We start from the raw sequence: 23532 nt of genomic DNA, 5'->3' as shown, positions 1-23532 counted from the left end.
ATCGGCTTATAAGCGGATATTTTCATTTATAGGCTTTTTAACCGATATTTGATTATATCCGTTTTAAAGCCTATAATTGATTATGACAAGTGTAATCACCGGAGATATCGTCAATTCCAGAAAAGCAGAAGCCGAAAAGTGGCTGAAGTTGCTGAAAGGTGCTTTGAATGAGATTGGCTCATCCCCAAAAAGCTGGGAAATTTACCGTGGAGATAGTTTTCAAGCTGAAGTTTCTGATCCATCAAAAGCACTGCAACATGCCATAAATATTAAGGCGACCATAAAGCAGGCGAAGGGGATAGATGTAAGAATCAGTATTGGAATAGGGGAGAAAGATTTAAATGCGCCAACCATTAGCGAATCGAATGGAAATGCATTTATACGGTCTGGGGAGGCTTATGAGCAGCTATCAAAGATTAAGCAGAATATGGTTGTGAAAAGTGGAGAAACCAATTTTGATGAAGAGATAAATCTTTATTTAAGGTTGCTGCTGATTGCTATGGATAACTGGACCCAAAAATCAGCTGAGTATGTCAGGTTAAGTTTAAAAGGGGAATTAAAGCAGGAAGAGGTTGCAAAAAGATTGGGTATTTCTCAGTCTTCGGTAAGTGAAAGGCATAAGCGGGCTTATCTGGATGAGGTTCGCACGGTAGAAAAACGATACAGAGAACGGTTGAAGAAAATGGGAAGGTAGTATGATTATACTCATTAAATTGATACTGGCACATCTTATCGGTGATTTTGCGCTTCAGTTTAAATCCTGGGTGGAGCATAAACGGACATACAAAATCAGGTCAGGTTATTTATATCTGCACGTGGCAATACATGCGGTTGTAACATTGCTGCTTTTATTGCCGGAAATTATGGCTGAGCCTTTTTATCTATGGATTCCGGTTATTATTCTACTGACCCATTTTGCCATTGATGCCATTAAGTTAACGATGAGAAGAGCGGACTCGACGATTCATACCGAAAAGAATACATCGCGCGAGCAACTGCTTTTTTTTGTTGATCAGTTACTGCACCTGCTAGTGATATTTGGGCTTTGGGTGTGGGTTGATTCAACTGCGTTATCTTTACTTTCCGGACTATTTACCCAGCAAAATTTATGGCTTTTACTCTGCCTGTTTGCTTTAACCCAACCAACAGCCATCATCATTAAAATTTTAATTGCGGGATGGCTTCCGGAGAACGAGAGTAAAGAAAGTAAAACACTGGCCAACGCCGGAAGACTGATTGGGGTGTTGGAGAGGCTGTTTGTTTTCGGTTTTGTGGTTAGCGGAAACTGGTCCGGCATAGGTTTTTTGTTAGCAGCAAAATCCGTATTTCGTTTTGGTGATTTGAAGGAAAAAGAGGGAATAAAGCTGACAGAATATATTTTGATCGGAACATTACTCAGTTTTGGTTTGGCAATGTTGGTGAGTTTGCTGTATCTGAAAATGAAGGATCTTTTACTATAGCAGAATTTTAATCCCCAAAACTGATTCCAACTCCTTTCGCGGTTTGAACTAAAAAACCATTAGGATTAACCAGGTTCTGTCCTTCTGTAGCCCGTTCCAGTGAAACCGACGTGATGTCATGATCGAGAAAGGATACCATCCGGCCAAATTCTTCATTGATTGCCATTTCCATTGCTTTCACCCCAAATTGGGTAGCAAGCACGCGGTCGTAGGCAATAGGGGTGCCTCCACGCTGCAGATGTCCTAAAACCATTTCCCGAATATCGTGTTCAAAACCTGCTTTTTTGAGCTGATCAGAGAGTTGATATGCAACTCCTCCCAAGCGGATATTTTCGTATCCAACCTCATCGCTTTTACGGGCTACTACGGTCCCATCAATCGGTTTTGCTCCTTCTGCAATCACAATAATGGCGAAGCCGCGACCTCCCACATAACGAGTATTTAATCGTTCAAGCACTTTATCAATATCGTAGGGAATCTCAGGGATCAAACAAACCTCTGCGCCCCCTCCAATGGCAGAATGCAAAGCAATCCAACCGGCTCCGCGCCCCATAACCTCCAGTATCATCAGACGGTGATGGCTGGCAGCCGTTGTCACTAATTTGTCCACTGCATCAGTGGCAATATCAACGGCCGTTTGAAAACCAAACGTATAATCGGTGCAAGCCAGGTCATTGTCGATGGTTTTGGGAACACCAATCACATTCAAACCTTTTTTAAATAGCTGGTAGCTGATCTTTTGTGAACCATCTCCGCCAATATTGATGACAGCATCAAAACCTTCCCGGTGAAGATATTCGATCATTTCATCTGAGCGGTCTTCAGTGATCCAGGAGCCATCCTCTTTTTGAACCGGCCAGCTGAAAGGTCCTCCTTTATTGGTAGTTTGTAAGATAGTACCGCCTTTTGTGTGTATTCCGGCTACTTTTTCATCATCCAGCTTAATGATCTCTTTTGGAGAACGGAGGACCCCATTGAAAGCTTCCATACTTCCGTACACTTCCCAGTTTGTTGTTTGCTGAGCCCGTTTTACAATTGCGCGTATAACAGCATTTAATCCGGGACAATCACCGCCCCCGGTAGTGACCAGTGCTTTTTTCATAGATGAAGCCTTTTGCTTGAGTTTTCTGAATGTATCAAAAATAGCTGTTTATGATTACTTCTTTTGCCGTTTCATCATAAAAAAGTGAAACGATATCAGTAAAAGCATTCTTTTAAATAGATGAATCCCAATAAAAGAGAATAGTATGAACATATTGATAATAGGCGCAAACGGTCAAATAGGAATGCGGCTTACCAAAAAGCTTCAAGAAAGTAAATATACGCCTATCGCTATGGTGAGAAAGAAACATCAGGTGGCTAAGTTTGAAGAGCAAGGAGTGAAAGCTATATTGGCAGACCTTGAAGAGGATATCAGTCATGCGTTTGAGAATGCAAATGCAGTTGTATTCACCGCAGGCTCCGGAGCGCACACGCCCAAGTCTCAAACAAAGGTCATTGATCAGAACGGAGCCAAGAAAGCAATAGATGAAGCAAAAAAAGCCGGCATTGATCGATTTATTATGGTAAGTGCTCTATTAGCAAATCGTGATCCTCAAAATTGGTCTGAACCGATGAAACATTATTACGAGGCCAAATCGAATGCGGATAGTTACCTTAGAAAGTCTGGTTTAGCTTATACCATCCTGATGCCCGGCCGATTGAAGAATGAGGAAGGCTCCGGAAAAGTAGAACTCAGCGAAAAGATCGAAGACCCTGAAAGCCGGAGTATTACAAGGGAAGATGTAGCCTCTGTCATTGTTCAGGCCATTGAAGCTAAAAATACTTTTAATAGAAGTTTAGATCTCTTACAGGGCCAAACGCCCATTCCAAAAGCAGTTTCTGAAATAGATTAAAATAAAAAACCCCGGTTTAGGTCAGTAAGCCGGGGTTCTCGGGGTATAATACGTAGTTTAGATGTGCTATAACTAACTACTACTATTCAACAATAAACTTGCCTTTCATCATGGCGTAGTGTCCCGGGAAACTACAGATGAAATCGTACGTTCCTTTTTCAGGAGCTTTAAATTCGATGGTGGTTTGTTGTCCGCCTCCAACGAGTTCGGTATGTGCGATAACCTGGTCAGTATCTTCAGGGATGTAGTCATTACCAGCAAACTTAGATGCAGCCGCACCAAACTTGTTGATCTCGGTTCCCTGAGTTAACAATACCCAGTTGTGGCCCATAGCTGCTTTTGGAAGCTTGCCTACGTGCTTCAGGGTCAATACAACGGTTTGACCTGCTTCAACTTTAATTTCGTTTAAGTTGAATTGCATCTTGTCATTACCTTCAATGGTAATTTCAACTTTATCCTGCGCCAGCACAGAACTTGAAAATGCTAATGTTAAAATGGTGATAATGGATAATAGGTATCTCATAGTAATGTTGGTTTGATTTACAGCGAACCGACCTCTATGATTTCGGACTCGCTTGTCTTTTTTGTTTCCAAACACAAGTTCCCGGTTTAATGTGAAGTTTTTGTGAATCTTGAAAAGAATTTTCAAACCAAACAATAAGGAGGCTTCTCAGTAAGATCAGGTACCTCCCTTTAGGAAGAGAAGAAGCATTATCAGGCTGCTTTTTTATGCTTTTTAGCGCAAGTTATAAGGGTAATTAGATTATCAGAACAATAGCAAATGCAGTACTTTAAATACGAAAACTTTAATTCATAATTCACTCACAAGAAATATGGCGAAGAAAGTAAGATGGGGCATTTTAAGCACAGCTAAGATCGGAATGGAACAGGTAGTTCCAGCCATGCAGAAAGGAGATTATTCAGAAATAGTGGCTATTTCGTCAAGAGACCTGGAAAAAGCTGAAAAAGCTGCTAACTCACTCAGTATTCCAAAATTCTATGGTTCATATGAAGAGCTGCTTTCCGATCCTGAGATTGATGCGGTCTATAATCCACTGCCAAACCATTTACACGTTACATTTACAATTAAAGCGCTGGAAGCGGGTAAGCACGTTCTTTGTGAAAAGCCAATAGCAATGAATGCCGGTGAAGCCGAACAATTGGTTTCAGCAGTTAAAAACTATCCGGAATTAAAAGTGATGGAAGCTTTTATGTACCGTTTTCATCCTCAGTGGGGAATGGTCAGGTCATGGATAAATGAAGGAGAGATCGGTGAGGCACAAACCATCCACTCTGTTTTCACTTACTTTAATGATGATCCCGATAACATCCGAAATAATCCCCAAATGGGTGGGGGAGGATTGATGGATATTGGATGTTACTGCATATCGGCTTCCCGTTTTCTGTATGGGAGTGAACCGATTAAAGTGATCGGTGAGGTTGAAATGGATCCGGAGTTTGGAGTAGACCGATTGGCTTCGGGTATTCTGAAATTTCCTAAAGGCACCGCTACCTTTACCTGTTCTACCCAGGCGAGTACGGAACAACATCTGAAAGTATATGGGACAAAAGGAATCATTGAAATGGATATTCCTTTCAATCCTCAGGAAAGTGTGGCTTCGATCCGGCTTATCAAAAACCGTAAAGTGATCAAAGAAATTGAAACGCAAGCTAATCATTACACCATTCAGGGAGATGCCTTTTCCAAAGCCATTCTTGAGGATTCTTCCGTTCCCACACCGTTGGAAGATGCGCTGGCAAATATGCGCATCATAGATCTTCTTTTAAACCATTCCAATTCCTGACGAGATAATTTCTTCTTTTCATATTTTTAACTGAAGGAGCTTATCCGGTTGAAATTAAATGCTATAGAATGGGGTATAAGTGTTAACTAAAAAATTTAACCATTTGGTTGAAATGTTTGGTTGAAAATCGTAGACTACTTCTAAAATCAAACAGGTTGATCGATGGCATTAGAAAAAGAAACGGAAGAAAAAATTTTTAAAGCAGCTCAAACAGTTTTTCAAAAAAGGGGATTTGAGGGGGCACGCATGCAGGAGATTGCAGATGAGGCTGAGATCAATAAGTCGATGCTTCATTACTATTTTCGGAGTAAGGATAAGTTATTCATGGAGGTTTTTCGTGCGGGGGTCCGGAAGATCATGCCACAATTGTTTGGGATCTTGAAAAGTGAATTACCTATAGAGCAAAAGGTTCAGGATATCGTGGTTTTTTATCATGAAATGTTCAAAGAAAATCGGCACCTGCCATCGTTTGTAGTATATGAGATGAATCAACATCCGGAGCGATTTACAGAATTTATAGAAGGCATGAACATTCATCTGCCGGAAGTTTTTACCAAACAAGTAAATACGGAAGTTCAGCAAGGGAGGATGAAGAATATCTCATCGGAGCAATTTCTATTGAACATTGTGAGTATGTGTATGATGCCTATGTTGGCGCGTACGATGGTGAAAACGATCTTTTCTTTGGATGAAAAGGGATACTCTGACCTTCTCGAAGAAAGAAAAGCGCTGATCCCGGAAATTATATTTAATGGAGTCAAACCATCATGAAATGCAGACATCTTATAGCTTTCATCCTGATGATCCCGGCACTGGCGACAGCTCAAAGCGAAGGGCAGATCTTGTCTTTAGATGAGATCTATGCACGGGTTGAAAACAGTTTTCCTCTAATGGAAAAAAGAGACTTACAGCAAAAGATATCGGCATTAAATGAACAGATCGTCCGGTCGGCCTTTTATCCCGAAATTCAGTTAAATGCGGATGCAAGCTATCAGTCTGAGGTAACGGAGCTGCCGATTTCATCACCGGGATTTTCAGCACCATCCTTAAGTAAAGATCACTATTCGGCCTCTCTCGATCTCAGTCAGTCAATCTATGACGGTGGTTCCACAAAAGCCCGCAGACGACTCGAATCCGATAAAAATGAAGCAGAAAATGTATCCGTCAGTGTTTCTATGTGGAGGGTCAGAAGTCAGGTAGAGGCTGTCTTTTTTGGTATCCTGAACCTGGAAAAGCAGCAGGAATCAGTGCGTATTTTAATGGAGGAACTGGAAGATCAGCTGGACCTGGTACGAGCAAAAGTAGATAACGGGGTTTTGTTACCGGGAAATGAGAAAGTATTGAAGGCTGAATTACTGAAAGCCCGACAAACAGACATTCGATTACAATATCAGATCCAATCATCTTTTAAGATATTAAGCGAATTGACGGGCTCAGACATTGAACCGGATACCAGGCTAATCGTGCCTTTGGTTGATTTGGAGCAACATTTAAAAGAGCCGGTCAAAAGGCCGGAGTTGGAGATGTTCAAGAAAAGATCCGAGATACTTAGCCTGCAACAGGAATTAACAGGGACGGATCGTCATCCAAAAATATCTGCATTTGCAAAGGGAGCTTATGGCCGGCCGGGCTTTAATGTTTTTGAAGATGAACTGCACACCTACTGGATGGTTGGGGTTCGTGCCAGGTGGAGTTTGAAAAATTGGAGTAATTCAGGTAAAAAGATCGAGATCCTGGAACTTGAAAAGAGAAAGGTGAAAGCAGACGAAAGCGTGTTCATGATCGAGCTTAGATCTGAATTGGCAGAAATACGTGATCAGATCGAACAACTGAAAGCGCAGATAAACCTGGATGAAGAAGTGTTGGAATTAAGGGAGCAAGTGGCGGAAGAAAAGAAAAAGCAGTTGGAGCAGGGAGTAATTACCTCCACAGAATATGTGACCGAGCTAAACGAGGAAGCGAAAGCCCGTGTAAACCTGGAAATCCGAAAACTTCAGCTTGTGCAAAAACAAATTGAATATGTAACCAAAAAGGGAATCTCATGGAATTAAGAACGATCGTTGTTTGGCTTACCGTAGGCCTGCCGTTAACAGGGTGCAGCAATGGAGAACTTTCAGATGCTTATGGACAGTTTGAAGCGGATCCGGTGATCATTTCAGCGGAAGCCACCGGGATACTTCGGGAATTCAATGTGGAAGAAGGAGAACAACTGGAAGCCGGGCAGCAAGTGGGGCTTATTGATACCACTCAGCTTGCACTTCAAAAGAACGAATTGAAGGCTACCCTTCGTGCCGTTCATGCTAATATAGCTAAACTTGAAGCGCAAGCAGAGATCTATAAAGAGCAGCTTGTTACAGCCCAAAAGGAATTGAATCGAATTACAAACCTGAAAGAGGAACAGGCTGCCACTGAACAGCAGGCAGATCAGGCCCTGGGACAAGTGAAGGTGCTTAATAAGCAGATACAGGCAGTAGAAGTTCAGAAACGATCGGTTTATGCAGAATTAGAGTCTGTACGAGCAAAAATTGCCCGGGTGGAAGATCAATTGGAGAAGGCAAACATCGTAAATCCTGCAGGAGGTTTTGTGCTTTCAACATACGCGATGGAGAATGAATTGGTTTCTGCCGGGAAGCCTTTATATGAAATTGCAGATCTGAACCAAATGGAGCTCAGGGTATATATATCAGGAGCACAACTGCCACAGGTTTCTTTAGGGCAGAATGTAGAAGTGATTATCGATAAAGACGCAATATCAACCGAATCGTTGGCCGGAAAAGTAAGTTGGATTGCCTCTGAAGCAGAATTCACTCCCAGAATGATTCAAACCAAAGAGGAGCGTGTAACACAAGTATATGCTGTAAAGATTCGGGTGAATAATCCTGAAGGAAAGCTAAAGATAGGCATGCCGGGTGAGGTAAACTTCAGTCCAAAAACCTCAAATTAAACTGCGTTATGCGGTCAGATCACAACAAAAAAGGCCTGAGATGAAAACGGTGGTAAAAGCAGTCGGTGTCTCCAAATATTTCGCCAACGTGAATGCTTTGGATAATGTTGATTTTGAAGTTACGGAAGGGGAATTGTTTGGGGTTATCGGGCCGGACGGAGCCGGGAAAACTACACTATTCCGTCTCATTAACACTTTATTGGTACCGGATGAAGGAAGCGTGACCGTGCTGGGGCTGGATTCCGTATATGAATACAGAAAAATTCGTCCTTTATTGGGATATATGCCTGGGAGATTTTCTCTTTATCAGGATCTGACAGTGGAGGAGAATCTCAACTTTTTTGCCTCTGTATTTGGAACCACGATTGAGTCTAATTATGAGCTCATCAAACCGATATACCGCCAGCTTGAGCCGTTCAAAACAAGGCTGGCCGGAGCTTTATCGGGAGGTATGAAACAAAAGCTTGCCTTAAGTTGCGCTCTTATCCATAAGCCGCGCATCCTTTTGCTGGATGAACCTACAACAGGAGTGGACGCTGTTTCCCGAAAGGAGTTTTGGGAAATGCTGAAAGTACTAAAACAAGAAGGGATCACCATCATTGTGTCTACTCCATATATGGATGAGGCTAAGTTGTGTGAGCGTGTCGCTTTGATTCAGGATGGAAAGATCCTGCAGATCGACTCCCCGGAATCCATAGTTGAAGGATTCAAAAAACCCTTGCTTGGGATAAAGGCAAAAAGTACGTATCAGCTATTGCAGGCGCTAAAAGCGTACCCAAAAACAAATTCTGCCCAGCCTTTTGGCGAGTACGTTCATTATACCGAAAAGAACCGAACTCCAGATCAGGATGAACTGAGAGATTTCCTCAAAAAGCAGGGGGTTTATGACGTACAGGTCGTATCTGTAAAACCAACTATTGAAGATCGCTTTATGGAGCTTATGGATCCTCAAAATGAGGAGGAAAATAATGCTTGATTTTGCCATCCAAACCAAAGGCTTAACACGCATGTTCGGCGATTTTACGGCCGTTGATCACATTACTTTCAATGTAAAACAAGGTGAGATATTTGGGTTTCTTGGAGCAAATGGAGCAGGCAAAACTACGGCCATGAAAATGTTGACAGGGTTGCTAACACCAACCTCAGGAGAAGCAAGAGTGTCGGGACGGGATGTGTATACCGAGGCGGAATCAATCAAGAAGAACATTGGCTATATGAGCCAAAAGTTTTCTTTATACGATGATCTTACCGCCGAGGAAAACATCCGTTTTTATGGGGGGGTCTATGGAATTCAGCCCCATGAGCTTTCACAAAAGGCAGAAGAACTCCTGGAGAGAACCGGGCTTATCGAAGAGCGAAAGAAATTGGTCAAAGACCTCCCCTTAGGATGGAAACAAAAGCTGGCGTTTTCAATAGCGATCCTTCATCATCCCAATATTGTTTTTTTAGATGAACCCACCGGAGGCGTTGATCCGGTTACAAGGCGTCAGTTTTGGGAACAGATCTATGAAGTTTCGGAGCAAGGGATCACGGTTTTTGTGACCACGCATTACATGGACGAAGCGGAATATTGCGATCGTATCTCGATTATGGTAGATGGCCGTATGGATGCCCTTGGAACACCTGCGGAATTGAAACAAGAACATTCGGCAGAAACCATCGAAGAAGTTTTCATCAAATTGGCACGGTCGGCAAAAAGGGGGGGTGGATGAACTCATTTTCAGGATTTGTGGTGAAGGAATTCAAGCAGATATATCGTGACAAAAGAACGCTTATAGTTCTGTTTGGGATGCCGGTCATTATGATGATCTTGTTTGGGTTTGCCATTCGAAATGAGATCAACAATGCGAAGATCGGCATTTTGGACAGAGCCAAAGACGAAGCTTCACAGGCGATCATTCACAAACTCGAAGCCTCTGATTCTTTCGAGATAAGTGCGTACCTGAAGAGCTATGATGAAGTGGAGGCACTGTTTCGGCAGGGAGAGGTTAAAGAGGTCGTAGTTTTTGAATCTGAATTCAGAAAAAAACTGGTAAAACAGGGGCAAGCAAATGTTCAGGTATTAACAGATGCTACTGACCCCAATCTGGCAAACCTTGTACAATCCTACACGGCCAATATCATACAAGATTATGCTGAAACATTGCATGAAGGCAAGCACCTGGAAACGGCGGGAATCAGTCCGGATATACGGATGATGTACAACCCGGAGCTCAAAAGTGTGAACCTGTTTGTGCCCGGACTGATCGCTGTAATTTTGATGCTGGTATCAGCACTTATGACTTCCATTTCCATCACAAGGGAAAAGGAGATGGGGAATATGGAGATTTTACTTGTTTCGCCTCTTAAACCTTATCACATCATAATAGGAAAGGTACTTCCATATCTGGTGCTGTCGGTTGTAAATGTGATCACCATTTTGATTTTGGCTAAGTTTGTATTTCAAGTGCCATTTGAAGGTTCTTACCTGTTGTTTTTTGCAGAATCCGGGTTGTTTATTTTGACAGCATTGGCATTGGGCGTATTTATTTCTTCGGCATCCGAGAATCAACAAACGGCTATGATGATATCCCTGGCTGGTTTATTACTTCCCACCGTTCTGCTTTCCGGTTTTATCTTTCCTGTGAGCAGTATGCCCGATGTTTTGCAGTTTGTTTCGCATATCATTCCCGCCAAATGGTTCTTGGTGATCGTGCGAAGCATCATGCTTAAGGGCTCTGATTTTTTATTGATATGGAAAGAAACGCTCATTCTTGTAATGATGACTGTATTGCTTATAGCACTTAGCATCAGGAAATTTAAGGTGAGGCTGCAATGAGAATTATTCGTGTACTTCTTAGAAAGGAATTCTTACAAATATTCCGAAACAAGTCGATGCTGCCCATTTTATTTGTGATGCCGGTCATTCAATTGCTGGTTTTGTCATTTGCGGCCACTTATGAGCTAAAAGAAGTTGATATGGCGTTGATTGATGCGGATCAGTCTGAACTTTCCAGAGCGTTGGTATCCAGGTTTCAGGCCAGTGGATATTTTGTTCTTGAACTTGAGACATTCAACCCTGAAGAAGCCCTTGAAGCCATGGATGAAGGGCAGGTGAGCATGATCATACAAATTCCACAAGGTTTTGAAACGGATTTTAAGGAGGGGAGGAAAGCCCATTTACAGCTCATCATAGATGCAGTTGATGGTAGCACGGCAGGTTTGATTCAGTCATACAGTACATCAATCCTAAAAGATCTTAATGCTGAAAAACTGGTGGAGGTGAACATGAGAAATGCGGTGTCAGCTCCAAAACTATCAAGCTCAATAAACATCATTCCGCAAAATTGGTACAATCCCAATTTAGATTATATAACCTATATGGTTCCCGGCATTCTGGTTGTTTTGGTTTCGATGATAGGGCTTTTTCTTTCCGGGATGAACATTGTGCGGGAACAGGAAATTGGTACCATTGAGCAACTGAATGTTACACCGATCCGAAAATACCAATTCATGATAGGTAAATTATTGCCGTTTTGGGTGATAGGAATGGTTGATCTTCTTATTGGTTTAGCCCTCGCGCGCTATGGGTTTCAGATCCCTTTTCTGGGTAATCTTTTTACAGTGTTAGCTGTAGCAGGTATTTTTCTGATCACCATACAGTCGCTGGGACTTTTGATCTCGACGGTAACGCACACTCAGCAACAAGCCATGTTCATAGCTTGGTTTTTGATGGTGGTATTTATTCTGCTGGGTGGATTATTTACACCGATTGAAAGCATGCCTAATTGGGCACAAAATCTGACTCTTGTTAATCCCATAGCCTATTTCATAAAAATCATGCGGATGGTACTTTTGAAAGGAGCCGGATGGATAGAAATTCAAAACATGGTTTATGTCCTGCTTTTTATGGGAAGCGTACTGTTGCTGGTATCCATTAAACGATACAAAAAGACCGCGCAGTAGTAAATCGCTGAGATTTTATACAGGAATCTCGACCTTAATGGAAGTGCCTTCGCCTTGCTTCGAGTGAATAGAGATGGAACCATCCATGGTCTCGATTAAATGTTTTGCTAATTGAAAACCGAAACCAAATCCACGCTCATTCTTTGTGCCTGCGGTAGATTGTGCATGGTCGGAAAGAATGTTTTCTTTCTGTTCCGGGGACATACCAACACCTGAGTCCGAAACTATAAACACCAATTTGGAATCGGGTGCAGGACTGAAGGAAAGTTCAACCTTCACAGAGCCATTCTCAGGAGTGAACTTATTCGCATTAGTGATCAGATTCCCAAAAATTTGCAGCAACTTATGCTTCGGAAAAGGGACATCCACTTTGTTGGAACTCACAATTACTGAGTAATTGATATTCTTACTTTTTGCCTGGGGAGTATATAGATTAAGCAGCTTTTGTTTGAGGGAGGATAATGTTAGCTCGTGATCGGAAATCTTAGCCGGGGAATCCTCTTCTTTGTAGTTGGAAAGAATATCATCAGCCAGTTCCAAAACGGATCTTCCCCCTTTATTAATAAGTTCAAGCAGCTTCATGAACTCTTCCATTTTACTTTCTTCTGCCTGATCACGCAGAATTTCTGCAATCCCTATGATCCCACCTATAGGTCCTCTGATATCATGGCTGACTTTTCGCTGGATCTCTTTTAGCTCATCCATATTATTGCGCATTAACTTGAGCTTATGTTCGTATTCAATGCGGGTGATCACTTCATTGGCAATGATCTTCAGGAATTCTTCTTTCTCAGGTGAGAGATCATTTGATTTGGTATCCATCACACACATAGCCCCAATACGGATCCCATCAGGGGTAGTTAAGGGCAACCCATAATAGTATTGGATATGAGGATCGTTGACCACATAGCTTTTTTTCTTAAAACGTTCGTCCTGAGTGAGGTCTTCTACCTCCAGAGGAGCGTCATCCAGAACCACATATTGGCAAACGGTTTCTTCACGTGGTGTTTGGTGAACATTGAGCCCATAATTGGATACCGTCCATTGGGTATTAGCTTCCAATAAGTTAACCAGAGAGATGGGTGTTCCGGCCACAAAGGCAGCAAGGCGGGTTAGGTCATCGAGTTTACCATGTATCTGTGAATAATCGATATCATAATCGGCTAACTTCAGCAACCTTTCAAATTCATTTTCTGGAATTGGAGCGGCAGGTTTTGACATAAATCAGAACTAATTAAGATCCCAAATTTCAACTTTATCAAGCGCAATATAAGGTACGGCTATGTGGTTTAGATCCGTATTAATACCAATGTCAGCAGGCCTGCCACTGGTTTTGATCAATTGCTTTTCCATCTTAGGTTGGAAAATACGAATTGAAGAATCTTGCTGACTTGCTGAAAAAAGAGTTTTTCCGATGAATTCAATACCATCAAAATAGCCGCCTTCCAATACCGCAAACTCTGAAAGTTCTCCACTCTCATCAAAGGAGTAAAAAGTTTGATCTCCATTCCAGGGAGCCAATAAGAATGTGTCATCAGCAGGATTCAAGGTGATCCCATTTGGAGCAATTGGTAATTCATCAAGAAATACGGATACTTGGCCATCCTGGATTTTATAAACGGTAGATGTTCCGGTATCGGTAACATATAAGTTTCCATTCTTATCTGCAGAAACATCATTCAAAAAGCCAATCTGAAATGAACTGAAATCCACGAAATTAGTTTGTTGGCCCGTATTTTTATTGAACCCGTGTACTCCAAGCACGTCGGCAACCCATAGGGTTTTATGAGTAATATACATACCTCTGGGAGCGTGTAGCGGGGCTTCTTTTGTTCCTTCCATGAACTTAAGTGCCTCCACTTTTCCCTTATCGTTTACCTTGGTGATGAAGCCGGTAGAATCCTGAGCATTGCCGCCACCGGTAAAATTGGAGATGAAATAAACCTTCTGATCGGGATCGTATCGCACCGCTTCCGGCCCATCTAAACCGGTGACTGCATATATTGTATCCGAAGTATCCTGGAAAGTACTCAGGTCAGGTTCCCCGGGTTTTTCAGAGGAGTTACAGCCGGAAAGTAAGCCAAGAAGGCTCAAAAATAGAAAGGTAGAGTATCTCATAATATTTAATTGTTGTACCAAGCCACGTCCCGGACTTCAAAAAGATCGTCCTGATCCCAATCCCGATTAATGATAATTCCTCCTATCAAAAGAAGGGGTTTTTCTCCGAGTGAATCCAGGCTGCCAGCAACAATATCGGTAAGTTCCCTTTTGATCTGGTCATAAGCTACTTCCGTTGCCATCACGATATCACGATCAGCTTTCTTGATCTCGTCATACCTTTCGATCAATATTTTATTGACCTGTCCCTGTTGATAGTCGTCATGAGAAATGTTGAGTACATTACCTGTCTTAACACTGTTTAAACCGGCAACGAGTGAGCCGCAACAGGAAGAAGATTCTCCCTGCCCATCACGGTTTATCATTCCAACCTTGCCATCTTTAGTGATACCGATATGTGGCCCGTAAATGATAACGGCGCCTCCATTATCCGGAATATGGCTTGCAAATGCTTTAAAACCGGTTTTGCCTGCAAAAGGAATTCCTGAAATTCCCCCCATAATAAATGGGCCAAAGGCTTTGAAGTAATCGTTTAACTGGTTTAAACTCTGGTTAACTTCGTCACTGCAAACAGAAGTAGCCCATAAAGTATTGCCTTCGTTCAGGTTTTCTTTAGGCAGCTCGGTTTCAATTAATTTTCTTAATTCAGAAATAGGTTGTGATTCAGGAAATAATTCTTTGATCATTAGGACTGCTTGTTTTTGATTTGGGTCAAAGATAAAGAATTTAACCATTCTCTTTAATTCATTGTAACAACTTTCGAACATTAAAAAAGCCACATCCCGGATTTGGGATGTGGCTTTTGAGCACACTTTTGTATTATGATTTTAGCTATTCACCTTGACCCAGGGAGAAGGCCGGCTCCATGTCAAAGGTGTAGAGGTTTTCTGTTTTTATGGTATCTATGGTATATCGGGTCAGGTTTTGGAGTAACTCTAGGATCTCCATTTGATTGGTTCTTCCATTAGTTGCCTTAAACCGACATCTCCAATGATCGGTACAAAATGTTTCAGGAAGGCCGTTTGGCCATACTTTAGTGCCCCGGTTGGTGATCATGCTAAGCTCGAATTTCTGCCCAGCAGCTTCCTGAAGACGTTCAGCTAACAGGTTTGGATTTTCCGGTTCCCAATACACAAATACATCTACTCCGAGCAGTTCGCGTTTTTGTTTTAAGGAAGGACGGAGTTCCGTTCTGCTCAGTTTCAATTCGGGAATTTGAACTTTTTGCTGGCCTGCATAGCTCACCGGCTCCAGGATTGAGGGGATTTCACCGAGCCTTTGGATCAGTTCGTCTGCAAATTCATCGGTTGTAACTTTCTTCTTACTGTCTGAGCCGAACATGTCGATTGTGTGAACTCCATCTTCAAGTGTTTTGAGCCAGGCGTTTTGAATTCGCTCTGCCGGCTGGTTTTGGCCAATATGTCGGAGCATCATGATGGATGCCTGTATGAGTGCCGAAGGATTGGCAATATTTTGTCCGGAAATATCGGGTGCAGAGCCATGGATAGCTTCAAACATAGCACAATCAGTTCCTATATTTGCCGATCCGACCATTCCCACTGAGCCTGAGATCTGAGCTGCTACATCTGAGACGATATCTCCATACAGGTTAGGCATCACGACAACATCAAATTTTTCCGGAGTGTCTGCAAGCCGTGCGGTACCAATATCTACGATCAGATTTTCGGCTTCAATTTCCGGATATTCAGAGGCAATGGTCTTAAAGATCTCATGAAAAAGTCCGTCCGTGAGCTTCATGATATTGTCCTTAGTGAAGCAGGTAACCTTATTTCGGCTGTGAGATTTTGCATATTCAAAGGCATATCTGATGATCCGCTCGGTGCCGGGCAAGGTGATGAGCTTGAGACATTGATACACTTCAAAAGTTTGGCGATGTTCAATTCCTCCATAGGTGTCTTCCTCATTCTCCCGAATGATGGTGACGTCCATTTCCGGATGTTTGGTATTCACGAATGGGTGATAAGCGCGGCAGGGGCGAACATTGGCAAAAAGCCCCAGAGTTTTGCGGAGCGTTACATTCAGGCTTTTAACTCCGCCACCTTGTGGTGTTGTGATGGGGGCTTTAAGCAGTATTTTGTTCTTTAGAACGGTATTCCAGGCATCATCTTCGATACCCGATTTGACTCCTCTTTCATAGACTTTTTTTCCCACTTCGATGGTATCGTATCTTAGTTTGGCACCGGAAGCATCTAAAATTTTAAGAGCGGCATCCATGATTTCCGGGCCTATTCCGTCTCCATGGGCAACTGTGATGGTCTGTAGTTTTTGCATGTTATCAGGTTTGAGTTTTTAAGTTGCCAAAAAGTTAAACCCTTCTTATCATAAATAATAATTAACGTATTTAATCAAAAACATAAATATTAGTTTATATGTCTTTTACTTTACATCAGCTTGATGTTTTTGCGGAGGTAGCCAAGCAAAAAAGCATGACAAAGGCTGCCGAAAAACTGTTTATGTCTCAACCGGCCGTTTCCATTCAGGTAAAAAAAATACAAGAACACTTTGGGGTAGATCTTTTTGAGGTGATTGGGAAGGAGCTATATCTGACAGAAGCAGGAAAAGAATTGTATGAGGCTCAAAAGAATATTAAAAAAGAAGTAAATAGCCTGGAAATGGCCCTTTCGGAGATCAAAGGAATGATGAGAGGGAGTTTAAATGTAGCGGTGGTATCTACCGCTAAATATTTTATGCCCTATATCTTGGGTGCATTCCGCTCTAAATTTGATAAGATCAAGATCTCATTAAAGGTAACCGACCGTAATGAAGTAAAAGAGTTGCTTCGTGAGAATGTATGCGACCTGGCTGTTTTTTCTGTGTTGCCTCCAGAGCTCGATCTTGAGGCCGTAGAATTTTTGGAGAATCCTCTTTTGATGGCATCGGCTCCGGATCATCCTTTGGCGCTAAAGAAGAATATTGACTTCAAGGAGTTAGAAGCATATCGTTTCCTGATACGGGAACCGGGTTCCGGAACCCGGATGGTGATGCAGCAGCTTTTTGAATCCAACAATATATCCCCGGAGATTGTAATGGAATTAGGCACAAATGAGGCGGTGAAGCAGGCTATTATGGCGGGTATCGGCATCTCTCTCATCTCTAAGTACAGCCTTACTTTGGAAGAAAGCGTAGGCAAAATATCCGTGCTGGATGTTAATGATCTGCCTTACGTGAATACCTGGAAACTGGTGTATCCAAAAGGAAAAAGGTTGAGTCCGGCTGCTAAAAATTTTATTGAATTCACTACGACTGCTTCATTAAGAGATATTTTGAAGTGAATGTTTGTTGGCAAAAGATCGGCCTGCTTTTACTGCCCTAAAAAACATATCGGTAAAGAATAAGGTGCAGGCAAACCCCTCACCATAGGAGCGAAATTTATTTTGAACCCAATCTCATAACAGAAGCTTTTTATCCGTATCTTTAGGGCTTATTGAAAAATCGTGAGTTCGCGATAAGACTGGAATACCGAAACTTTTCAGGTTTATAGAACCTTGCTGGCCTTTGTAAATCAAGCAGTCGTGCTTGCCTCTTGTCCATAGCTCACCCTTAATTTTATTCCGGACAAGAAGCAGTGCAGCACAAATTTCTATACGGGATTAGAACGACTAAAAAATACTACATGTCAACTTTTGAAGAACTGGGCCTCTCGCCCGAAATATGTCAAGCCGTAAATGATCTTGGCTTTAAAACCCCCACTGAAGTACAGCAAAGAGCGATTCCAACCATTTTAGCTTCTCAGCGTGATCTCGTGGCTTTGGCTCAAACCGGAACAGGAAAGACCGGTGCTTTTGGAATGCCCGTACTCCAGCAAGTGGATGCCAACTCCGACAATGTTCAGGTTTTGGTGCTATCGCCAACCCGCGAATTAGCCATCCAAATTGAAAAAGATCTGAAGGATTTCTCAAGACATCAGAAAGGAATCAGAACGCTGGCTGTTTATGGTGGAACCAGTATTGGCTCTCAAATCAGCGCACTCAAAAGAGGTGTTCAGGTTGTGATTGGAACTCCGGGACGTATGCTGGATCTGATCAAAAGAGGAAAACTGGATGTGACGAATGTCCGTTCTCTGGTTTTGGATGAAGCCGATGAAATGCTAAACATGGGATTTCAGGATGATCTTGATGCCATTCTCCATGATACTCCAAAGGAGAAACAAACGCTGCTTTTTTCAGCCACCATGCCGAATCAGATCTCCAAGATTGCTCGGAAATACATGAACAATCCGGAAGAAATTCAGGTGAGTGCACGAAACTCAGGCGCGTTAAATGTGGAGCATCACTACTATATGGTGCAGGCCCGCGATCGCTACGATGCGCTGAAGAGAGTAGTTGACGTGAACCCGGATATCTATGGAATTATTTTCTGCAGAACGCGAAGAGAAACCTCCGATATTGCCGCAAGCTTAGCCAAGGATGGTTACGATGTGGATTGGCTGAATGGGGATCTTTCTCAAAGTCAGCGCGATGACGTGATGAACAGATTCCGCACCGGAGAATTACAGCTATTGGTTGCGACAGATGTGGCTGCACGCGGTTTGGATGTGGATAGCCTGACGCATGTGATCAATTACAATCTTCCGGATGATCTGGAAGTGTATATTCACCGAAGTGGTCGAACCGGCCGTGCCGGAAACAGTGGAATCTCCATTTCCATTATTAATACCCGTGAGAAAAATAAGATCCGCGCACTGGAAAAAATGTCAGGCAAAGACTTCATCAAACAGGACGTACCGAGCGGTAAAGAAGTTTGTGGCGTTCGCATGATGGATATGGTGGAAAAACTCCGAACCACCGAAGTCAACGAAAAGCAGATCGAAAAGTATTTGCCGGAAGTGTATGAGCGGCTCTCAGATTTAGGCTGGCAGGATCTTATCAAACACTTTGTATCCATGGAGTTCAATCAGATCCTGGAATATTATGAGCAGGCCGGAGATATCAATGCCTCAGCAGGAAAATCAAACAAAAAGAACAAACGAAACTCTTCTAATAAAGGAAGTCGTAATTCAGGCGGCAGAAGCAACAGCCGTAGTGCTGAAGAAGGATTTACGCGTTATTTCCTGAATGTAGGAGGGAGAGATGGTTTGAACCCTGCAAGATTGATGGGTGTCGTAAACGAGCAAATGAATGGCAAAAAGCCTGATTTTGGCAAGATCGACATTCAGAATAACTTCTCCTTTTTTGAAGTGGAAGAAGGATTCGATTCTAAGTTATTTGATTCTATGAACGGATCAAAATTTGAGGGTCGTGAGATCGCTGTTGAGCTGGCCAAGCCGGATACGAATGGAGCTTCCTCGTCCAATAACAACAATGGATCTTCCTCAAAAAGATCCGGGAAAGGAAAACGGAAGTCGAAAGGAAAAGAGCCATTTGCGAAATCAAGCGGTGGCCGAATCAAAAAGAAAAGAAAAGCGGATGTTTACGCTTAATTCGTGAACCGGATGTGAAATAAAAAAAAGCCCGAATTCAGCATTGAATTCGGGCTTTTTAATAGTGGCTAATCTGTTTAAAGCTTCGTAGGATTAGGTGCATCCCCATAAACTTCTTTGGGATCGAAAACCTTTTCATCTTCCTCAAACTTCAGTTCACCGTCTTTTTGCTCGAAATTCTCTCCGGTGGGCACGCTGCGATAGAAGCAAGAGCGATATCCGACGTGACAGCTTGCACCATTTCCCTGCACTTCAACCCGAAGCCACACGCAATCCTGATCGTCGTCGATGCGCATTTCTTTTACGGTTTGAACCAGCCCGCTGGTGGCGCCTTTATGCCAAAGAGTTTCACGGCTTCGGCTGTAATACACTGCTTCGCCGATCTCGATTGTTTTCTTCAGGGCTTCTTCATTCATGTAACCATGCATTAGCAATTCGCCGGATTCATAATCGGTGGTTACAACCGGAATCAATCCATCATCCTGAAATTTTGGAGCCAGATCGGTTCCTTCTTCAACTTGTTCAACAGTGATGCGTTTTTTGAAATTAATGTCATTCATTTACTTCGATATTCGTTGTTCAATGTTCATTGTTCGTTATTCTTTTTTGGAACCGGATCATACCCTTCACCGCCCCAGGGATGGCAGCGCCCAATACGCTTAATGCCCATCCAAAATCCTTTTAATGGCCCCCATTCTTCCACAGCTTCGATCATGTATCGGGAACAGGTGGGTTGATATCTGCAGCTTTTCCCCAGCCAGGGGGAGATGGCCACTTGGTAAAACTTAACCAAAGTAACGATCAGGAAGCTGAATATATCCCGCAGCCATTTCATTACTCGATCTCGAAGGACGTGCCTTCTTTGCCGTCCATGAGCTGCACGCCCAGCTCTTTTAGGTCGTCGCGGATTTTATCTGAAAGCTCGAAATTTTTATTACTTCGGGCATCTTTACGGATCTCGATCAACAACTCGACCAACCCTTTGGTTAATTCTTCATTTCCTCCACCTTCCTGCGGCCAGATTCCAAGTACACCATCCACAAAGTTGTGTATGAATGTCTTGATCGCATCGAGATTTGAAGGAATGTCCTTTTCGTTAATTCGTTTTCTGATCTCCTTCAATTCTTCAAATAAAGTGGCAATGGCTTGAGCCGAATTGAAATCATCGTTCATGGAACTTTCAACGGAAGCTTTCAATCCATCCAGATCAAAAGCTTCTCCAGAACCTGCTTCCGCATTCTCAATAGTATTGATCATGGAATGCAGGTTCTTCAATCCGGATTCGGCTCCGCTTAATGCATCTTCACTGAAGTCGGTGGTGCTTCGGTAGTGGGATTGAAGCAGGAAGAATCGGATCACTTCCGGTGGCCATGCTCTGGTGAGCAATTTATGATCTCCGGTAAAAAACTCATGCAGGTTGATCGCATTACCTAGCGATTTACCCATTTTCTGGCCTTCCAGCGTCACCATATTGTTGTGGAGCCAGTACTTTACAAATTGTTTATCGTGGGCACATTCAGCCTGAGCAATTTCGCATTCATGGTGCGGAAACTGATTTTCCAATCCGCCACCGTGAATATCAAAACTCTCCCCTAAATACTTGGTACTCATAGCTGAACACTCTACATGCCATCCGGGATATCCGACTCCCCACGGCGAGTCCCACTTCATAATGTGATTGTCATCGGCTTTTTTCCAGAGGGCAAAGTCTTCGGGACTTCGTTTGTCTGAAGCTGTTTCTACCCGTGTTCCGGATTCAGCATCTTCGGTTTTACGGCCACTAAGTTTTCCATATTCAGGATCGGAGGATACATCAAAATAAACGTTGCCATTCACTTCGTAAGCATGACCGTTTTCGATCAATTTCTTCACCATCGCAATCTGTTCGGGAATATGTCCGGTGGCGCGTGGGGCAATATCTGGTCGGAGCACATTCAGTGCATCCATATCCCTGAAATAAGTGTAGGTGTATTTTTCGGCTATCTCCATCGGCTGCACCTTTTCAATACGAGCCTGCTTGCTGAGTTTGTCTTCTCCTTCTTCAGCATCATCTACCAAATGTCCCACATCAGTGATGTTTTGAACGTAGCGAACTTTGTAATCCAGATACCGCAGATAACGAAGAATAACATCAAAAGAAACATAGCTTTTAGCGTGCCCCAGATGCGCATCACCATAAACAGTCGGCCCGCAAACATACATTCCCACATGCGGAGGATTCAGCGGTTCAAAAAGTTCTTTTTTACGGGAAAGGGTGTTGTAAACGTGAAGTTTTTTTGATGTGTCAGCCACAGCTATCAGTCGATCTGAGTGTTAGTTTTGATATAGTCGATGAATTTTTGCTGAGTATCTTCATTCTTAAAAGCACCGCGATATTCAGCTGTAATAGTTGTACTGCTATGGTCTTTAATTCCACGGGTTGAAACACAAAGGTGTTTACTGTCGATATAAACAGCGACGTCTTCGGTTTCCAGGGCAGCTTGTAATTCTTCCGCAATTTGCAGGGTGAGCCGCTCTTGGACCTGAGGTCGGCGCGAATAGTAATCCACAATACGATTTATCTTGGAAAGGCCGATTACCTTTTTTCCTGATGGAATATAAGCCACATGCGCTTTTCCAATAAAAGGCAGAAAATGGTGCTCGCAAAAGGAAGTCACATGAATATTCTTTTCAACGAGCATCCCGTTATATTCATAACTATTGCTGAATTGTCGTGCTACGGGTTTATTCTTGGGATTCAGTCCCTCAAAAATTTCCTGCACATACATTTTGGCAACGCGATAGGGTGTGCCACTCAAACTATCATCCTCGAGATCGAGTCCCAGGGTTTTCATGATCTCCGCAAAATGTTCTTCTATGATCTCAATTTTTTCAGCATCCGTTTTATCAAATGCATCCTCTCTGAGCGGTGTTTGTGTTGAGGTCGCTACGTGATCCTCACCGATCTCTTCGGCTGTGATTTTATCTAAATCCAATGTTTTCAAAATTTCTAATTGTATTTTCAAGGAGTACAGGCTTGTTCCTGCATCTTTAAAACAGAACCTTAAAGTTAAGGGTTCCAAGCATTAATTGACAGCGGTAGAACATCGAAGCTGGCACAAAAGACATCGAAAGAATAACTGTATCTGATTGGGATTTTCGATGAGTTCGGGGGATATTCAGTCAGCAGTCAGCAGTCAGCAGTCAGCAGTCAGCAGTCAGCAGTCAGCAGTCAGCAGGATTTATTCTCATTATATATCTCATGAATTAAATCGAAAATCATCAATCCAAAAATCAAATATCAGAAAATGATCAAGCATGTAGTAATGTGGAAGTTAAAAGATGTAGCGGAAGGTAAAACCAAAGCCGAGAATGCCGAAACCATGAAGAAATTGCTGGAGGATCTGCCTTCGAAGATCGATGAATTGCAATCAGCTGAAGTAGGAATTAATGTGCTGGAAGGTAATGGAGAGGCGATTTGTGATATGGTGCTGACGGTAAGCTGTGCATCTGAAGAAGACCTGAACGTGTATGCCGAGCATCCGGATCATCAGAAAGTGGTTTCTTTCATCAAAAAAGTGGTGAGTGAGCGACGTGTAGTGGATTATATTCAGTAAGCAGTAAGCAGTAAGCAGTAAGCAGTAAGCAGAAAAATTATGTCTGAACCGGAACCGATTGAAATTCCTATTGATGGTGTGTTGGATCTTCACTTATTCAATCCTAAAGAATTGGGAGATCTGATCCCTGATTATATTGAAGCTTGCCTGGAGAAAGAGATCTATTCCATACGCATCATTCACGGAAAGGGGAAGGGCGTATTGCGGAGAACGGTGCATAGTTTGTTGGATCGTAACCGGCATGTGGAATCGTATTCTCTGGCCAGCGATCGGAGCGGCTGGGGAGCTACGGTGGTAGAGTTGGTTAAACAATAAATGAAATTGCTTTT

25 protein-coding genes are annotated in these 23532 nt (G+C 42.7%); 15 read left to right on the top strand and 10 right to left on the bottom strand.

The window, feature by feature from the left end; genetic code table 11:
- Positions 1–82: 82 nt before the first annotated feature.
- Together B151_RS0104795 and B151_RS0104790 are read left to right on the top strand one after the other, a co-directional pair.
- Positions 83–694: a SatD family protein gene (locus tag B151_RS0104795; RefSeq protein WP_020402471.1), complete on the top strand. Its 612-nt coding sequence runs from the start codon at positions 83–85 to the stop codon at positions 692–694.
- A gap of 1 nt (position 695) precedes the next feature.
- The gene (locus B151_RS0104790; RefSeq protein ID WP_020402470.1) at positions 696–1460 is read left to right on the top strand and encodes a DUF3307 domain-containing protein; all 765 of its coding nucleotides are present in this window, start codon (positions 696–698) and stop codon (positions 1458–1460) included.
- A gap of 7 nt (positions 1461–1467) precedes the next feature.
- Here the strand turns inward: B151_RS0104790 and B151_RS0104785 are convergent, their stop codons facing one another.
- Positions 1468–2562 carry a 6-phosphofructokinase gene (locus tag B151_RS0104785; protein WP_020402469.1) on the bottom strand — a complete coding sequence of 365 codons (1095 nt, stop codon included), beginning with the start codon at positions 2560–2562 and terminating at the stop codon, positions 1468–1470.
- A gap of 145 nt (positions 2563–2707) precedes the next feature.
- Between B151_RS0104785 and B151_RS0104780 the strand changes: the two genes are divergently transcribed.
- Entirely contained in the window at positions 2708–3355 is a 648-nt protein-coding gene (locus B151_RS0104780; RefSeq protein WP_026166478.1) for an SDR family oxidoreductase, read from the top strand.
- 82 nt (positions 3356–3437) lie between these two features.
- Here the strand turns inward: B151_RS0104780 and azu are convergent, their stop codons facing one another.
- On the bottom strand, positions 3438–3878 hold the full coding sequence (gene azu, locus B151_RS0104775) for an azurin (RefSeq protein WP_157470692.1): 441 nt from the start codon (positions 3876–3878) through the stop codon (positions 3438–3440).
- A gap of 310 nt (positions 3879–4188) precedes the next feature.
- Here azu and B151_RS0104770 point away from each other — a divergent pair, with 310 nt between their 5' ends.
- From B151_RS0104770 to B151_RS0104735, 8 genes are all read left to right on the top strand, one after another.
- Complete coding sequence (locus B151_RS0104770) at positions 4189–5160, top strand: Gfo/Idh/MocA family protein (protein WP_020402466.1); 972 nt, start codon at positions 4189–4191, stop codon at positions 5158–5160.
- A 162-nt stretch (positions 5161–5322) separates the two neighbouring features.
- Positions 5323–5931, top strand: coding sequence for a TetR/AcrR family transcriptional regulator (locus B151_RS0104765; protein ID WP_020402465.1), 609 nt, complete (start codon positions 5323–5325; stop codon positions 5929–5931).
- Positions 5928–7211 (top strand): TolC family protein, encoded by a 1284-nt coding sequence (locus tag B151_RS0104760; RefSeq protein WP_020402464.1) that lies wholly within the window; start codon positions 5928–5930, stop codon positions 7209–7211. Before B151_RS0104765 ends, B151_RS0104760 begins: the two co-directional genes overlap by 4 nt.
- Positions 7202–8104 (top strand): HlyD family secretion protein, encoded by a 903-nt coding sequence (locus B151_RS0104755; RefSeq protein WP_020402463.1) that lies wholly within the window; start codon positions 7202–7204, stop codon positions 8102–8104. The genes B151_RS0104760 and B151_RS0104755 overlap by 10 nt, the downstream gene beginning before the upstream one ends.
- Before the next feature lie 40 nt (positions 8105–8144).
- Positions 8145–9080 carry an ABC transporter ATP-binding protein gene (locus B151_RS0104750; RefSeq protein WP_020402462.1) on the top strand — a complete coding sequence of 312 codons (936 nt, stop codon included), beginning with the start codon at positions 8145–8147 and terminating at the stop codon, positions 9078–9080.
- Positions 9058–9816, top strand: coding sequence for an ABC transporter ATP-binding protein (locus tag B151_RS0104745; RefSeq protein ID WP_211207820.1), 759 nt, complete (start codon positions 9058–9060; stop codon positions 9814–9816). The genes B151_RS0104750 and B151_RS0104745 overlap by 23 nt, the downstream gene beginning before the upstream one ends.
- The gene (locus B151_RS0104740; protein WP_020402460.1) at positions 9813–10922 is read left to right on the top strand and encodes an ABC transporter permease; all 1110 of its coding nucleotides are present in this window, start codon (positions 9813–9815) and stop codon (positions 10920–10922) included. The genes B151_RS0104745 and B151_RS0104740 overlap by 4 nt, the downstream gene beginning before the upstream one ends.
- Positions 10919–12049, top strand: a complete 1131-nt coding sequence (locus B151_RS0104735; protein ID WP_026166477.1) for an ABC transporter permease — start codon at positions 10919–10921, stop codon at positions 12047–12049. Before B151_RS0104740 ends, B151_RS0104735 begins: the two co-directional genes overlap by 4 nt.
- A 15-nt stretch (positions 12050–12064) precedes the next feature.
- On the opposite strand, the gene B151_RS0104730 is transcribed toward B151_RS0104735, so the two are convergent.
- The 4 genes from B151_RS0104730 to B151_RS0104715 all read right to left on the bottom strand — a co-directional run bounded on the left by B151_RS0104730 (position 12065) and on the right by B151_RS0104715 (position 16459).
- Entirely contained in the window at positions 12065–13270 is a 1206-nt protein-coding gene (locus B151_RS0104730; RefSeq protein WP_020402458.1) for a GAF domain-containing sensor histidine kinase, read from the bottom strand.
- Between the two features lie 9 nt (positions 13271–13279).
- On the bottom strand, positions 13280–14167 hold the full coding sequence (locus B151_RS0104725; RefSeq protein ID WP_020402457.1) for an SMP-30/gluconolactonase/LRE family protein: 888 nt from the start codon (positions 14165–14167) through the stop codon (positions 13280–13282).
- Between the two features lie 5 nt (positions 14168–14172).
- Positions 14173–14853, bottom strand: a complete 681-nt coding sequence (locus B151_RS0104720; protein ID WP_020402456.1) for a hypothetical protein — start codon at positions 14851–14853, stop codon at positions 14173–14175.
- Positions 14854–14998: 145 nt separating this feature from the next.
- Positions 14999–16459 (bottom strand): NADP-dependent isocitrate dehydrogenase, encoded by a 1461-nt coding sequence (locus B151_RS0104715; protein ID WP_020402455.1) that lies wholly within the window; start codon positions 16457–16459, stop codon positions 14999–15001.
- 98 nt (positions 16460–16557) lie between these two features.
- Between B151_RS0104715 and B151_RS0104710 the strand changes: the two genes are divergently transcribed.
- Both B151_RS0104710 and B151_RS0104705 read left to right on the top strand, forming a co-directional pair.
- Positions 16558–17460: a LysR family transcriptional regulator gene (locus B151_RS0104710; protein WP_020402454.1), complete on the top strand. Its 903-nt coding sequence runs from the start codon at positions 16558–16560 to the stop codon at positions 17458–17460.
- A gap of 341 nt (positions 17461–17801) precedes the next feature.
- A complete protein-coding gene (locus B151_RS0104705; protein ID WP_020402453.1) occupies positions 17802–19607 on the top strand; it encodes a DEAD/DEAH box helicase in 1806 nt (601 codons plus the stop codon).
- A gap of 77 nt (positions 19608–19684) precedes the next feature.
- Here B151_RS0104705 and hisI read toward each other — a convergent pair whose 3' ends face one another.
- Genes hisI through folE form a run of 4 tightly spaced genes read right to left on the bottom strand, consistent with a single transcriptional unit; the run spans position 19685 to position 22591 of the window.
- Positions 19685–20167, bottom strand: coding sequence for a phosphoribosyl-AMP cyclohydrolase (gene hisI / locus B151_RS0104700; RefSeq protein ID WP_020402452.1), 483 nt, complete (start codon positions 20165–20167; stop codon positions 19685–19687).
- Positions 20168–20193: 26 nt separating this feature from the next.
- Positions 20194–20442 carry a membrane protein insertion efficiency factor YidD gene (gene yidD, locus B151_RS0104695; protein WP_020402451.1) on the bottom strand — a complete coding sequence of 83 codons (249 nt, stop codon included), beginning with the start codon at positions 20440–20442 and terminating at the stop codon, positions 20194–20196.
- Positions 20442–21899 carry a cysteine--tRNA ligase gene (gene cysS, locus B151_RS0104690; protein WP_020402450.1) on the bottom strand — a complete coding sequence of 486 codons (1458 nt, stop codon included), beginning with the start codon at positions 21897–21899 and terminating at the stop codon, positions 20442–20444. The genes yidD and cysS overlap by 1 nt, the downstream gene beginning before the upstream one ends.
- Positions 21900–21904: 5 nt before the next feature.
- Entirely contained in the window at positions 21905–22591 is a 687-nt protein-coding gene (gene folE / locus B151_RS0104685; protein ID WP_040516581.1) for a GTP cyclohydrolase I FolE, read from the bottom strand.
- 303 nt (positions 22592–22894) lie between these two features.
- On the opposite strand from folE, the gene B151_RS0104680 reads away from it, so the two are divergent.
- Positions 22895–23203 (top strand): Dabb family protein, encoded by a 309-nt coding sequence (locus B151_RS0104680; RefSeq protein WP_020402448.1) that lies wholly within the window; start codon positions 22895–22897, stop codon positions 23201–23203.
- Positions 23204–23242: 39 nt separating this feature from the next.
- The gene (locus tag B151_RS0104675) at positions 23243–23518 is read left to right on the top strand and encodes a Smr/MutS family protein (protein ID WP_020402447.1); all 276 of its coding nucleotides are present in this window, start codon (positions 23243–23245) and stop codon (positions 23516–23518) included.
- Positions 23519–23532: the final 14 nt, after the last annotated feature.

Origin of the sequence: Gracilimonas tropica DSM 19535 (assembly GCF_000375425.1) — a bacterium.
GTDB lineage: Bacteria > Bacteroidota > Rhodothermia > Balneolales > Balneolaceae > Gracilimonas > Gracilimonas tropica.
The sequence above is the reverse complement of the archived record's forward strand: the minus strand, read 5'-3'. Positions and strand labels throughout refer to the sequence as shown.

Excerpts from the sequence above, each read along its gene's own strand:
- hisI (WP_020402452.1), bottom strand. The coding sequence starts at position 20,167 with ATGAATGACATTAATTTCAAAAAACGCATCACTGTTGAACAAGTTGAA.
- B151_RS0104745 (WP_211207820.1), top strand. The coding sequence starts at position 9,058 with ATGAGGAGGAAAATAATGCTTGATTTTGCCATCCAAACCAAAGGCTTA.
- B151_RS0104750 (WP_020402462.1), top strand. The coding sequence starts at position 8,145 with ATGAAAACGGTGGTAAAAGCAGTCGGTGTCTCCAAATATTTCGCCAAC.
- B151_RS0104795 (WP_020402471.1), top strand. The coding sequence starts at position 83 with ATGACAAGTGTAATCACCGGAGATATCGTCAATTCCAGAAAAGCAGAA.
- B151_RS0104735 (WP_026166477.1), top strand. The coding sequence starts at position 10,919 with ATGAGAATTATTCGTGTACTTCTTAGAAAGGAATTCTTACAAATATTC.
- yidD (WP_020402451.1), bottom strand. The coding sequence starts at position 20,442 with ATGAAATGGCTGCGGGATATATTCAGCTTCCTGATCGTTACTTTGGTT.
- B151_RS0104710 (WP_020402454.1), top strand. The coding sequence starts at position 16,558 with ATGTCTTTTACTTTACATCAGCTTGATGTTTTTGCGGAGGTAGCCAAG.
- B151_RS0104790 (WP_020402470.1), top strand. The coding sequence starts at position 696 with ATGATTATACTCATTAAATTGATACTGGCACATCTTATCGGTGATTTT.
- B151_RS0104765 (WP_020402465.1), top strand. The coding sequence starts at position 5,323 with ATGGCATTAGAAAAAGAAACGGAAGAAAAAATTTTTAAAGCAGCTCAA.
- azu (WP_157470692.1), bottom strand. The coding sequence starts at position 3,878 with ATGAGATACCTATTATCCATTATCACCATTTTAACATTAGCATTTTCA.
- B151_RS0104730 (WP_020402458.1), bottom strand. The coding sequence starts at position 13,270 with ATGTCAAAACCTGCCGCTCCAATTCCAGAAAATGAATTTGAAAGGTTG.
- B151_RS0104770 (WP_020402466.1), top strand. The coding sequence starts at position 4,189 with ATGGCGAAGAAAGTAAGATGGGGCATTTTAAGCACAGCTAAGATCGGA.
- B151_RS0104675 (WP_020402447.1), top strand. The coding sequence starts at position 23,243 with ATGTCTGAACCGGAACCGATTGAAATTCCTATTGATGGTGTGTTGGAT.
- B151_RS0104705 (WP_020402453.1), top strand. The coding sequence starts at position 17,802 with ATGTCAACTTTTGAAGAACTGGGCCTCTCGCCCGAAATATGTCAAGCC.
- B151_RS0104740 (WP_020402460.1), top strand. The coding sequence starts at position 9,813 with ATGAACTCATTTTCAGGATTTGTGGTGAAGGAATTCAAGCAGATATAT.
- B151_RS0104725 (WP_020402457.1), bottom strand. The coding sequence starts at position 14,167 with ATGAGATACTCTACCTTTCTATTTTTGAGCCTTCTTGGCTTACTTTCC.
- B151_RS0104780 (WP_026166478.1), top strand. The coding sequence starts at position 2,708 with ATGAACATATTGATAATAGGCGCAAACGGTCAAATAGGAATGCGGCTT.
- B151_RS0104785 (WP_020402469.1), bottom strand. The coding sequence starts at position 2,562 with ATGAAAAAAGCACTGGTCACTACCGGGGGCGGTGATTGTCCCGGATTA.
- B151_RS0104755 (WP_020402463.1), top strand. The coding sequence starts at position 7,202 with ATGGAATTAAGAACGATCGTTGTTTGGCTTACCGTAGGCCTGCCGTTA.
- B151_RS0104760 (WP_020402464.1), top strand. The coding sequence starts at position 5,928 with ATGAAATGCAGACATCTTATAGCTTTCATCCTGATGATCCCGGCACTG.
- B151_RS0104720 (WP_020402456.1), bottom strand. The coding sequence starts at position 14,853 with ATGATCAAAGAATTATTTCCTGAATCACAACCTATTTCTGAATTAAGA.
- B151_RS0104715 (WP_020402455.1), bottom strand. The coding sequence starts at position 16,459 with ATGCAAAAACTACAGACCATCACAGTTGCCCATGGAGACGGAATAGGC.
- B151_RS0104680 (WP_020402448.1), top strand. The coding sequence starts at position 22,895 with ATGATCAAGCATGTAGTAATGTGGAAGTTAAAAGATGTAGCGGAAGGT.